Raw genomic sequence first — 13370 nt, 5'->3', positions numbered from 1 at the left:
TTACGGGTTTTGTAGTGTGTTTAATTCTCCTTTAGCCTTGATTAATTTTATTTCCGCCTGTTTGTAATCTAATAAAGCATTTGCATAGTTCTGTTTCGCCTGGGTAAGAGCATTTTCAGCATCTAAAACCTCTGTAAGCGTTGCCAGACCATACTGATAGTTGGCCTGAGTATTTTTCTGAACTCTTTCTGCCAATCCTACATTATCTTTCATACTCTCAATATTGATTAATGCATTTTCCATATTGGTAATTGCATTTTTATAATCTAAACTTAAGCTCAGCTGGGTATTTTGGATATCTAAATCTAAATCCTGGATATCAATTTCTGCCTGATTGATTTTAGCTTTGGTAGCTCCCCCGGTGAAAATAGGAATGTTCACATTCAAACCTATCGCTGAATAATCGCTCCAAAGAACTCCGTTGTTAATCCCATTGGTAAGAGGGAATTTTCTACCTTGTCCTCCCCAGCCGTAATTGGCAACCAGATTCACTGTCGGGTATAAATAAGCTTCCGTAGCTTTTTTGTTAAACTGCAGAAGTTCTCTGTTTTTGTTTAAGACTTTGATTTCTGTACGGTCGTCCAGGTTTACATTGCTTGCTATCAATTCAGGTCTTGGCTCGATTGTTTTCTCTTCAAGCTCGATATCCGTAGAAATCGGAATTCCCATATAAAACTTCAAAGCATTTTTTGAAAGTTCAACGGAATTGATTAGCTGCTGCTTATTTGAACCGATATTTGTCAACTGAACATTGGTACGATCTAAATCGATGGCTTTTGCTAAACCATTATCAACCAGGCTCTTGATTACATTTCTCGTTTTTTCCGTATTGGCGTAGCTGGCTTCAACCGTTTTAAGATTCTCTTCCTGAACAAAAACCTGATAATAAGCTGTTGCTACATTTTCAATAATTTGTTCGTTCGTTAACTGAGCATTTAAAACATAGAATTCTCTGGTAGATTTTGCCGCTTTAAGACCGGTAAAAACTCTTTGATCAAATACTGCCTGCTGAAGCTGTACAGAAGCCGTTGAGCTCCATGGCTGTCCCAGCTGTGCTCTGATTCTCTCACCGCCAAATTCAAGCAAAGATTCCTGAATAACCGGATTGTAAGTTAGCCCTGCAGTAGCACTTATCTGCGGTAAAGCTCCAGCTCTGGCCTCATCAATTTTATATTCAGCTTTTTTGATCTGTAATGCCGCTTTTTTGGCTTCTGCCTTATTTTGCAGTGCCTGCTTGATGGCTTCCTGTAAAGAAACCTGCTGCTGGGCAGATACGGATGAAAAGCCGAAAATCATAAATGCTGCAGCTATCCCAATTTTTAGCTTTTTAGCAGTTATACGTTTTCTTTTCATAATTTTATACTTCGTTTATTTTTTTAATGTAATTTTTCTCGTCAATGTTTTTATTTCTAAAGGACGAATCATTTCTTAAAATACTTTAACATTTTTTTAATTTTTGAAAAGCATGTTGATAATGATCTCTTTTCTTTCGGAAATGATTTTATCATATTCTTCATCGCTAATCATCAGATTCTCCATAAATAAAGGTCTTATAGCACTTGGAAATACAAGTAATGAAACCATATTCAGAATAAACTGAACGGGAGCCATTTTTTCAATATTTCCCAGTTCCATCTCTTTTTCGATGTCTTTATAAAGAGTTTCCAGTACATCTTCTTCTATCTCTCTCTGATGGCAGTTCCCTTTATTAATCTGTGAAACAATATAAGTTTCCAGATATGGATATTGAAGACTGGTGGCAAGGCTTCCTTCTATAAACTTGCTGATCTTCACTTTAAAAGGAAGATCTGCATTTTGAATAATCTTTGATTTTTCCTGTTCCACCCGTTGGGCTTCATCAAAAATAATCTGAATCAGATTATCCCTTGATCGGAAATAATAATTAATCAATGTTCTGTTCACTCCGGCTGCATCTGCAATCTCCTGGGTAGTAGCATCAAACTTCCCTTTCACAAAGAATAAATTCTTCGCTGTCTCTTTTATTAATTCCTGTGTTTGGTCTTTTTTTGCTTGATTTGACATTATTGTTAAACAATTTTGTGCAAATGTAAATCAAATTTTATTTTTGACAAAATTGTTAAACAAAATAATTAAACAAATTTGTTATGATTTACATCATGTTTTGGGAATAAGCGTAAATCAATATAAGATCATGATTCGGAAAGAAATGCCTAACAATTTTGTTTATGGCAAAGGCAAAACAAATAAGTTTTGGAGAAGTATAATAAGAAAAAGGGCATTCATTGAGCAAAGGAATACACTAACTTGTCTGTGGGAAACAATTAAAATCAGGGTGGAAGAACTTATAGTTGTAGCTTCTGGCAAAGAACAAGATGCCAAAACAAAACGGGCAGAAAATTCTGCCCGTTTTTTATTTTACAATAATTTTATTTTATCTTCTGAAATATCGACGATCTTATCTTTATACAGTCCGCCGAGTGCTTTTTTAAAGTTCTTTTTACTCATCTGAAGCTCATCTTTGATCTCTTCAGGAGAAGACTTGTCTGACAGATAGAGAAGTCCGTAGTTTTCTTCCAGTTTGTCAAGAATCTTTTGCTTGAATTCATCTATATTTTCGAAACCTTCCGGCTGTAGGGAAACATCAATTTTACCGTCTTCACGGATAGCTTTGATATAACCGCTTTCTTCCGATAAAGGATACAGCTTTTTGAATACATCTGATGCATAAACAAGTCCAATATATTTTTTATTGATCACCACATTCCAGCCCAGCTCACTTTCATTCATCATCAACAGGTCTACCTTATCTCCTTTTTGGAAAGGAAGGTCCTGGTACTGTGGATTTCTTTTGAATTTTGTAGTTCCGGTAATCAGATCAAGGTCTTCATCCACATATAAATAAACCAAGTATCTTTTTCCTTCAATAATTTTGGATTTCTGCTGTTTGTAAGGAATAAAAAGGTCTTTTATAATCCCCCAATCCATAAAGGCTCCACTCGGAAGGCTCTGTACACAGCTCATTACCGCATACTCTCCTACTTCAGCCAATGGAATTTCAGTGGTTGCCTTTAATTTTCCGTCGTCCTGATAGACAAAAACTTCAACCTCATCATCAATTTCCTTATCATCGCTGGTGAAAACTTTGGGCAAAAAAGCTTTTTCGCCTGCTTCATCCGTTAAGATCCATCCTGAGTAGTTTTTATCTGAAATTTTTAAAGTCTGGGTTTTTCCGAGTTGCATTGAATAATAGAATTAGCCACAAAGGTACGGAAAATTGAAGATTTCAAACTATGTATCCTGTTTTCCTGTTTTATCCTGCTATCGAAATACAATTTTCAGTCCACAAAAAAAGAGAAGCAAATGCTTCTCTTTAATTTTAAATATTTGAATTTTAAATCTTTCAATCAAAAATTACATATGAATTGGTCTCTTCCCTGTTGCATCCAATGCCGCTTCTTTAATAGCTTCTGCATAGGTTGGGTGGGCGTGAGAGCTTCTTGCAATATCTTCAGCACTTGCACGGAATTCCATAGCAATTACTCCTTCTGCGATAAGGTCGGCAGCTCTGGCTCCGATGATATGCATTCCTAAAACTTCGTCCGTTTTTTCGTCTGCAATAATCTTTACAAGACCATCAACATCACCACTTGCACGGCTTCTACCTAACGCTCTCATTGGGAAAGAACCTACTTTGTAAGCTACTCCTTCTTCTTTCAGCTGCTCTTCAGTTTTACCAACTCCGGCAACTTCAGGCCATGTGTACACAACACCAGGAATAAGGTTATAGTTGATGTGAGGTTTCTGACCTGCAAGGATTTCAGCTACCAAAACTCCTTCTTCTTCCGCTTTGTGAGCAAGCATTGCTCCTTTGATCACGTCACCGATCGCATAGATGTTGGCAACGTTAGTCTGTAAGTGGTCGTTTGTTTTTACTCTTCCTCTTTCATCAAGTTCCACACCTGCTTTTTCAAGAGCAAGACCGTCTGTATAAGGTCTTCTACCCACAGATACCAAACAGTAATCTCCTTCTACGGTTACTTCTTCTCCTTTTTTATCTTTAGCTGTGATCTTTACAGTATCTCCGTTTCTTTCAACAGCAGAAACAGCCGTAGAAAGCATAAACTTCATTCCCTGTTTCTTAAGAACTTTAGTCAGTTCCTTGCTTAGAGCTCCATCCATTCCCGGAATGATCTTATCCATGAATTCCACAACAGTTACCTGAGCGCCTAATCTTAAGTATACAGAACCTAATTCAAGACCGATAACTCCTCCACCGATTACTACCAGGTGCTTAGGAATTTCTTTAAGGTTTAATGCTTCTGTAGAGGTAATCACTCTTTCTTTATCCAGAGTAATGAAAGGTAAAGAAGACGGCTTGGAACCGGTTGCAATGATGGTATATTTGGATTCGATGGTTTCAGAAGAACCGTCGTTTTTCGTTACTTTGATCTGAGTGGCAGATTCAAAACTTCCCAATCCTTCAAAAACGGTGATTTTGTTTTTGCTCATCAGGTAGTTGATTCCATCTGTATTCTGTTTCACCACTTCGTTCTTACGCTCGATCATTCTTGCAATATCAGCCTGCGGCTCATTGATAATGATTCCGTGGCCTGCGAAGTTGTGCTTCGCGTTCTCGAAATGTTCAGAGCTGTCTAAAAGCGCTTTTGACGGAATACATCCAACGTTAAGACAAGTTCCGCCTAAAGTTGAATATTTTTCAATAATTGCTGTTTTGAAACCTAACTGTGCCGCACGGATAGCAGCTACATAACCTCCAGGACCGGAACCTATTACGGTAACATCGAATTGACTCATGTTATTGTATGAATTTGTTTATTATTATCTTTCTTAATTCTCACAAATTTACATATAAATTACCAAGCACCAAAGTGAGTTTTATCAATTTTAAGATTGACAATTCAGATGGTTGATTTGCGGAACTTCTATTTCAATAATTTTATATTTTCTTCATTTCCTTCTTTCAGATAGATTGCTGTAAAAACAAGAGGTTTTTCTGCTGATGCATTATCAAAGTGAAGGATCTTTACATTTTTAGGTTCATAGAAAGCGTCTCCTTCATGAAGAATTATTTTTGGCTGACCTTCTATCTGAAAAACCGCTTCTCCGGATTTTATTATGCCTACTACCGGGCAGGGATGCAGGTGCTTTGGAACTTCCAATCCCGGCACTAGCGTTATTTCCTGAATTTCCGTAGTCTTAACTTTCTGGTTAATGGCAGTTTTCAATAATTCTTTTCTGGAGATGGTCTTCTGCTGAGCCAGCATCACAACAGAATTCAGTATCAAAATAACAAATATAAATGGCTTTATGAAATTTCCCATTTTATTTATTCTTAAATTATATGCTAATTCTTTCAAGACTTATGAATCAATCCACATTCAGCTTTCCTTGGCCAAAAGTTCCGGCACTTTCAAAAAACGAACCTCCATACACGTACCATTCAAGATTTTCCAAATAGTCAACTGCATTTTCAGGGGTTATTTGTGTGCGGTCTTTTTTCGAAACAATTCCTTTGTACCATCTTCCTGATTTAGAATAATGTTCAAATTCAACAAAATAATGAATCCATATTCTTTGACAAAGTTTGCACTGCTGAATTGTTACTTCTGCATATCTTCCGTTGGTATGGTCTATGCCTAATTGAGAACTTCTGTATTCAGTATAGTCCGAAGTCGGTTTTTCACAAGCACATCCAATTTTGGGAATTTTATTCATTGATGAATATTGATTTTAAATAAAATTAATGAAGATCAAATGTAAAAAATATGGGTCTATAACGCAAATTCAGCCATTATTTTTTCATCAGATCCAACAACACCTTCTCATATTTATCCAGAATAATATCCTTCGAAAATCTTGACCTTATCGAGTTTTTTATTCCATCACGATTATAATTTCCCTGCAGAACTTTCATTATTTTTTGGGAGAAATCTTCGTAATTTTCAATATTTGAAACTTCTCCGTTCACCTGGTGCTGGATGATCTCATTAATGCCTCCCGGACAGTTATTGGCCAAAGAATAAGTTCCGCAGGCACCTGCCTCCAAAAGAACATTCGGGAAACCTTCGTACCTAGAAGAGAGAATGAAGAGATCTGCATATTTTAGATACTGGTAAGGATTATCCTGTCTGCCATGGAAAATAACATTTTTCAGTCCTAGAAAATCTTTCATCTGAAGCAGTACATCCTTATCCTTGCCGTCACCCAGAATATGAAGCATAATATTTTCGTTTTTAAGTCTTGAAAATACTTTTAGCAAATTGTCAAAACCTTTCCTCGCCGATAGATTTCCTATGGCCACTACATTTTTATAATTGTATTTAAAACTATCCGGCTTGACAGAAACGCCCAGTTTTTCATTGATAAAGTCAAAATCAACTGGGTTGTTTATTTTTACAATTTTCTTTTTCTTAATATTAAAGTTATCTACAAGGTCATGCATCATATCATCACTTTGGGCAATGATCCTCTGATAGTTATTGTAAAAGTTGTAGAAGAATTTGATTTCTTTCCGGGTTACATGCTGTGTTACCACATTCGTTTCCCTGGCAATAAATTTCGTCCTTGGGAAGAGTTTAATGAATAAGGCCAGATAAGCATTTACTTCGCCAAAACCTGAAAACACAATATCCGGTTTTCTGCGGTAAATTTCGCCTAAAATAGGCTTTAGGGAATGCCTGATCCTTTCGGTGTTGATGTCAATGATTTCAACATCTTTTTTCAGAAAATTAAGATATCCGCCCTGTTTGCGAAGCAAAAGGATTTTGGGTTCAAACCGGTCTCTGGAAAGATGATTGGCGATAGTGGTAACAATTCTTTCTGCACCACCGGTTTCCAGATCCGGCAGAATAAATATGACAGATATTTTTTTCATCAGTTAAAGTTAGTAAAAAGTTTTATTAAGTTTCAAATATTGATATCCGGAACATTTCAATAAAAGTTAATAAACACAAGTTATTATCTAAAAAAAGCCCTTCCAAAGAAGAGCTTAGATATTAAATATATTGGATTTTTTAATTCGCTACATCGCTGATAAATTTTATCCTCAACATTCTTACTTCTTCATCAGAAAGTTCATCTCCGAACTCATCGAGAAGCACTTTCATGCTGTCGCTTTCAGATTCAGTCATGAATTCCATGAAGCCATCTACGATATCTTCATCAAAATTATCTTCAATATAATAGTCAATATTCAGTTTTGTCCCCTGATAGACAATACTTTCCATTTCTTTTAAAAGTTCATTCATGGAAAGGTTCTTCGCCCTTGCAATATCTTCAAGGTCAATTTTTTTATCGGTACTCTGGATAATAAAAACTTTATGGCTGGATTTATTAGCCACCTGTTTCAATACCATATCCTGGGTACGTTCGATATTATTTTCTTCTACGTAAGCTTTAATAAAGTCTGCGAATTCTTTACCATATTTTTTTGCCTTTCCTTCTCCTACCCCGTAAATCTTGGCAATTTCTTCCAATGAAATAGGATACTGAACGGTCATATCCTCCAGACTTGGATCCATGAAAACCGTGTAAGGTGGAATTCCATGTTTTTTGGCTACTTTTTTTCTAAGATCTTTTAACTGGCTGAAGAGATTCTGATCCAGACCTGTACTGGCCTGCATTTGTACCTGTTCATTCTCTGCCTTGGTTTGGGAAAGATCAAACTCTCTGTCTTCCGCAATTAAGAATGGTTCTTTAGATTGTTTTTCTAAGAAGTTTCTTGCCTTATCAGACATTTTCAAAACGCCGTAGGTTTCAATATCTTTCTGCAGAAATCCCTGAACCGTTGCCTGTCTCAAAATAGTTTTCCAGTAGTTATCTTTTTCATCTTTTCCGAAACCGAAATGAGAAGTCTGTTCTAATTTATATGATTTTGTAACTGCATTTTCTTTTCCAACAATTACCGAGATCAGATCCTTAGACTTGAACTTTTCACCGGTATCTTTAATAAGTGTCAGAACTTTTTTAAGGTCCGATGTTGCTTCTTTTAATTTTGGAGGGTTAGAGGAATTGTCACACATATTGGCTCCATCCCCTTTCACCGGATCAAAATTTTCTCCGAAATAATAGAGAATATACTGCCTTCTGCTCATTGAAGTTTCAGCGTAGCCCACCACTTCATTTAAAAGCTGTAACCCGATTTCTCTTTCGGAAACTGGTTTTTGTGCAAGGAATTTTTCCAGTTTCTCAATATCCTTAGGATCATAAAATGCAAGGCAATGACCTTCGCCACCGTCTCTTCCTGCTCTTCCTGTTTCCTGATAATAGCTTTCCAAAGATTTAGGAAAATCATAATGGATTACAAAACGTACATCCGGCTTGTCGATTCCCATTCCGAAGGCTATTGTAGCGACAATAACATCTACTTCCTCCATCAGAAATTTATCCTGATTAGCCACTCTCACTTTCTGGTCAAGACCTGCGTGGTACGGAAGCGCATTGATCCCGTTTACCTGCAGCAGCTGGGCAAACTCTTCCACTTTTCTTCTGCTTAAACAGTAAACAATCCCCGACTTTCCTTTATGCTGATTGATAAATCGTACGATTTCTTTGTCTACATTGACTTTCGGACGTACTTCGTAATAGAGGTTCGGACGGTTGAAACTTTCTTTAAAAACTAATGCATCGCTCATTCCTAAAGTTTTCTGGATGTCATCCTGAACTTTTGGTGTTGCAGTAGCTGTCAAAGCGATCACCGGAACCTCAGCAATCCTGTCAATAATCGATTTCAGGTTCCTGTATTCCGGCCGGAAATCATGGCCCCATTCTGAAATACAGTGTGCTTCATCAATAGCTACAAAAGAAATCTTAACTTCTTTAAGGAAATCCAGATAATCGTCTTTGATTAACGATTCCGGAGCTACATACAAAAGCTTGGTTTTGCCACTCCTGATGTCATCAAAAACCTGTTTTGTCTGTGTCTTATTTAATGATGAATTTAAAACGTGCGCTACCCCGTCATCAGATGAAAGGCCGTTTACCGCATCTACCTGATTCTTCATTAACGCTATTAAGGGCGAAACTACTATTGCCGTACCTTCTGAAATAAGTGCCGGAAGCTGGTAACATAATGATTTACCTCCTCCTGTCGGCATTAAGACAAATATATCCTTCCCACTAAGTAGGTTTTCTATAATTTGTTCCTGCTGGCCTTTAAATGTAGAAAACCCGAAATACTTTTTCAATTCGCCTGATAAATTGGCTTTTTTTGCGTTCATCTAATTTTCTATTGCTAAATTTGCATCCAACCCAAAGTTATAAAAATTCTGCTTAAAATAAAAGCGAACGAATTTATAAAAAATAAAACTTATATTAAATATTCTTTTTTAAATATAACGTTTTTTAATGGATTTTTTGTATACCTTAAAATTATAAAATGGAAAGAGCCGACCTTATTTCAATTGCAAAGAGCACTTTAGAGATAGAAATTTCAGAACTTGAAAAATTAAAGAACAGGATAGGTGAAGATTTTGCCAGAGCAGTGGAAATTATTCATTCGGCAAAAGGGAAATTAATTGTTGTGGGAATCGGGAAATCTGCCCATGTAGGTAATAAAATTGTTGCTACTTTAAATTCTACGGGTACACCGTCGCAATTTCTTCATGCTTCTGAAGCGATCCATGGAGATCTTGGTGTAATCCAGAAGCAGGATGTGGTTTTATGCATCTCAAATTCCGGAAATTCACCTGAAATAGCTAATCTTGTTCCTTATTTAAGAGATTATTCTTCTGCCCTGATCGGGATGACAGGGAATAAAAACAGTAAACTCGCCGAATTCTCCGAAATTGTTCTGGATACTCACGTAGATGTGGAAGCCTGTCCTAATAAACTGGCCCCGACCAGCTCTACCACCATCCAGATGGCACTTGGAGATGCTATGGCTGTTGCTTTAATGGAGCTGAATGATTTCAGAGAGAACGATTTTGCTAAATTTCATCCGGGAGGAAGCTTAGGAAAGAATCTGGTTTCAAAAGTAGATCAGTTCTTATCCCCTCAAAAGCCGCAGGTTGAGGAAAATGCACCGGTAAGGGACGTCATTATTTCAATCAGTGCATCAAGCCACGGGATTACAGTAGTGACACAGGACGAAAAAATAATTGGCGTGATCACCGACGGGGACTTGAGAAGAATGCTGATGAAAGGTGATGATATTACCAAAATTCAGGCAAAAAACATCATGTCTGCCCATCCTAAAACCATTGAAAGAGATACTCTGGCCAAGGAAGCTATGAAAATCCTGAAAGAAAATAATATCGGCCAGCTTATCGTTACAGAAAATGGAAAATATTTCGGGATCATTGATCTTCATACATTGCTTGATGAAGGAATTAATTGATTCTATTTAAAATCATTTTATTAATCACAATAAATCAGCAGACGGTATCTACAAAATACCGTCTGCTTTTTTCTGAAAACCAAACATACAAGTATTTCCCTATAAACTTAGACAAAATCACATTCAATAATTCTAAATACTGATTATTATTTCATAATTTCGCAGACTTAAACGGCTTACCTTTTACGGGTTGGCTATTTTAGAGAGACTTAGTATATGGACGAAAAAAAAGAAATGTCCTTTTTGGGACATATTGGAGAATTAAGAGGTCACCTTGTCCGCTCAATTATTGCTATTATAATTGTTGCTGTGGCTGTAGGATTCAATATCAACTGGATCATGGACCATATCTTTTTTGGTCCGACCAGAAATGATTTTCCAACTTTCAGGGTAGTCAATCATTTTTCAAGAATGCTTTTAGGTGAAGACAGTATTCATCTTCCGAAAGATTTTCCGGTTCGTGTACAGCGGCTTTATCAGCAGTTCAATGTGATGATGGCTGTTTCTGTTTTCGGAGGTCTGGTAGGGGCTTTTCCTTATATCGTATGGGAGTTATGGAGGTTTATAGGCCCTGCCCTTCATCCTAAGGAAAGAAAGAACTCTATCTTTATTATCAATGCAGTATGGATCCTGTTTATGACAGGAGTTTTATGCGGTTATTTTTTAATCCTTCCATTCGCTGTAAATTTCGGGGTTATCTTTAAGATTTCCGATATTATCATTCCATTGTATGACTTAAGTGATTATACCACATTATTTTTACAGGTAATTTTAGGTATGGGAGTTATTTTCCTATTCCCTATTCTTATCTATTTCCTGACAAGCATAGGAATTCTGACCCCAATGTTTATGAAAACTTATCGCCGCCATGCTATTGTTCTGATCATGGTCGTTGCTGCGATTATTACGCCGGCAGATGTTTTAAGTATGCTGATGGCTGCTTTTCCACTGCTTATACTATATGAATTCAGTATCGTAATGTGTTCCTTCACTTACAAAAAAGTACAGAAAAATGCAGCAAATCTTCCGGCAGTGCAGGAATAATACGGATTAGATACTTATTGCAAAATCATTGATAAAACTTTATTGTTATTATACCTGAGCCCGGTTTTAGCCGGGCTTTTTTTATGCCGCTATTCTATTCTTCATACAGCCCATTTTATATTTTTTCTCTTATGCATTCCATTATGCCATTAATTTTTCTATTTTTGATAGAATTTAATTTGATTTTAAATGAAAAAGCTGACGTATACACTTTTATTTGCTTCGGGACTTGTTTTTGGGCAATTCTTTGAAAAAGATAAGGTTTTCACAAAACAAGATACACTGAAAGGTTCTGATACCCAGTTCAGGAATTTCTGGGATGTCAAAAAATATGATCTTTCTGTAGAGCCGGATTTTGCACAGAAAAGTATTAAGGGATATAATAAAATCAGCTTTGAGATCACCAAAGACATTACCGACCCTGTTTTCCAGATCGATTTGCAGAAGCCGATGAAGGCAGATAAAGTGGAAGGTAATTTCCCGATTGCCAACTATAAGCAGGATGGAGATTTTATTTTCATCACAGCCAAAAAGAAATTCAAAAAGGGTGAAAAATATACGATTGATGTAACCTATTCCGGAAAACCAACGATTGCAAAAAATGCACCCTGGGACGGAGGCTGGGTTTTCGCTAAAGACGAGAAAGGAAATCCGTGGATGAGTGTAGCCGATGAAGGAATCGGAGCTTCCATATGGCTTCCGACAAAAGATATCTGGAGTGATGAACCGGAAAATGGTATTGTTATGAAGATCATTACTCCCAATGATCTTGTAGGTGTAGGAAACGGAAGACTGACCAGTAAAAAAACGGAAGGTAACAAAACAGCTTATACCTGGGAAGTAAAGAATCCGATCAATGCTTATTCTATCATTCCGAATATTGGCAAATATGTCAATTTTAAAGATACATTTAATGGAGAGAAAGGAAAGCTCGACCTGGATTACTGGGTACTGGATTACAATCTTGAAAAAGCAAAAAAACAGTTCCAGCAGGTAAAACCAATGCTTTCTGCATTTGAATACTGGTTTGGGCCGTATCCTTTTTATGAAGATTCTTACAAGCTGGTTGATTCTCCCTATCTGGGTATGGAGCACCAGAGCAATGTAGCTTATGGGAATGATTACCAAAACGGTTACCGAGGCAGAGACCTTTCCGGAACAGGCGTAGGTCTTAAATGGGATTATATCATCATTCATGAAAGCGGCCACGAATGGTTTGCCAATAATATTACGGCAAAAGATCAGGCGGATATGTGGATCCATGAAAGTTTCACCATGTATTCTGAGGTTCTTTTCGTGGAAAAATATATGGATAAAAAATCGGCGGACATATATGCTGTAGGCATCCGTAACAATATCGATAATGATATTCCGATTATTGGAAAGTATGGCGTGAGAAATGAAGGCAGCGGTGATATGTATCCGAAAGGGGCCAATATGCTTCATACCATACGGCAGATGATCAATAATGATGAAAAATTCAGACAGATCCTGAGAGGCCTGGGTAAAGATTTCTACCATCAGACTGTTACCACAAAACAGATCGAAGATTATATGTCATCTAGATCAGGAATTGATCTGTCGAGTATCTTTAATCAATATTTAAGAACAATAAAAATCCCTAATCTTGAATATTCTCAAAACGGAGACTCCTTAAAGTTCCGGTACACAGATGGGGTTAAGGATCTTAAACTTCCCATAATCATTAACGGTGACCAGACCATCAATCCTACCGAAAACTGGCAGACTGTAAAACTTAAAAAGGCTACACCGGTAGAATTTAACAAGAACTATTATATCCATTATAACCAGGTTCAGTAAATAAAAAAAATCAAAAAAGGCAAATCGTTACAGTACAGGTTTGTCTTTTTTAATTTCAGCTATGAAGCTTTTCTTCGGATCATAAGATCAGTAAGGTTCTTTTAAAATTTTAAGAAAAGTTTAATACTGAACACCGTAACAAAATGATCAAATAAACTACTATTTA

General features: G+C 36.7%; 11 protein-coding genes. 3 read left to right on the top strand and 8 right to left on the bottom strand.

The window, feature by feature from the left end; all coding sequences use genetic code 11:
• The 8 genes from V6R96_RS08095 to recQ form a co-directional block, all read right to left on the bottom strand.
• Positions 1–1353: a TolC family protein gene (locus V6R96_RS08095; protein ID WP_111958221.1), complete on the bottom strand. Its 1353-nt coding sequence runs from the start codon at positions 1351–1353 to the stop codon at positions 1–3.
• 96 nt (positions 1354–1449) lie between these two features.
• Positions 1450–2043: a TetR/AcrR family transcriptional regulator gene (locus tag V6R96_RS08090; protein ID WP_111958223.1), complete on the bottom strand. Its 594-nt coding sequence runs from the start codon at positions 2041–2043 to the stop codon at positions 1450–1452.
• A 354-nt stretch (positions 2044–2397) separates the two neighbouring features.
• Positions 2398–3222, bottom strand: a complete 825-nt coding sequence (locus tag V6R96_RS08085; protein WP_336378609.1) for a S1-like domain-containing RNA-binding protein — start codon at positions 3220–3222, stop codon at positions 2398–2400.
• Between the two features lie 171 nt (positions 3223–3393).
• A complete protein-coding gene (gene lpdA, locus V6R96_RS08080; protein WP_111958227.1) occupies positions 3394–4797 on the bottom strand; it encodes a dihydrolipoyl dehydrogenase in 1404 nt (467 codons plus the stop codon).
• Positions 4798–4925: 128 nt separating this feature from the next.
• Positions 4926–5324 (bottom strand): cupin domain-containing protein, encoded by a 399-nt coding sequence (locus V6R96_RS08075; protein WP_336378608.1) that lies wholly within the window; start codon positions 5322–5324, stop codon positions 4926–4928.
• A gap of 46 nt (positions 5325–5370) precedes the next feature.
• Complete coding sequence (locus V6R96_RS08070) at positions 5371–5718, bottom strand: hypothetical protein (RefSeq protein ID WP_336378607.1); 348 nt, start codon at positions 5716–5718, stop codon at positions 5371–5373.
• 76 nt (positions 5719–5794) lie between these two features.
• On the bottom strand, positions 5795–6877 hold the full coding sequence (locus tag V6R96_RS08065) for a glycosyltransferase (protein WP_111958233.1): 1083 nt from the start codon (positions 6875–6877) through the stop codon (positions 5795–5797).
• Positions 6878–7016: 139 nt separating this feature from the next.
• The gene (gene recQ, locus V6R96_RS08060; RefSeq protein ID WP_336378606.1) at positions 7017–9221 is read right to left on the bottom strand and encodes a DNA helicase RecQ; all 2205 of its coding nucleotides are present in this window, start codon (positions 9219–9221) and stop codon (positions 7017–7019) included.
• 158 nt (positions 9222–9379) lie between these two features.
• Between recQ and V6R96_RS08055 the strand changes: the two genes are divergently transcribed.
• The 3 genes from V6R96_RS08055 to V6R96_RS08045 all read left to right on the top strand — a co-directional run bounded on the left by V6R96_RS08055 (position 9380) and on the right by V6R96_RS08045 (position 13204).
• Entirely contained in the window at positions 9380–10339 is a 960-nt protein-coding gene (locus V6R96_RS08055; protein ID WP_223559309.1) for an SIS domain-containing protein, read from the top strand.
• 216 nt (positions 10340–10555) lie between these two features.
• Entirely contained in the window at positions 10556–11383 is an 828-nt protein-coding gene (locus V6R96_RS08050) for a twin-arginine translocase subunit TatC (protein WP_336378605.1), read from the top strand.
• A gap of 189 nt (positions 11384–11572) precedes the next feature.
• Complete coding sequence (locus tag V6R96_RS08045; protein ID WP_336378604.1) at positions 11573–13204, top strand: M1 family metallopeptidase; 1632 nt, start codon at positions 11573–11575, stop codon at positions 13202–13204.
• Positions 13205–13370: the final 166 nt, after the last annotated feature.

Source organism: Chryseobacterium sp. CCNWLW53, assembly GCF_037083525.1.
GTDB classification, from domain to species: Bacteria; Bacteroidota; Bacteroidia; order Flavobacteriales; family Weeksellaceae; genus Chryseobacterium; species Chryseobacterium lathyri.
Note: the sequence above shows the minus strand (reverse complement) of the source record. Positions and strands in the feature narration are given on the sequence as shown.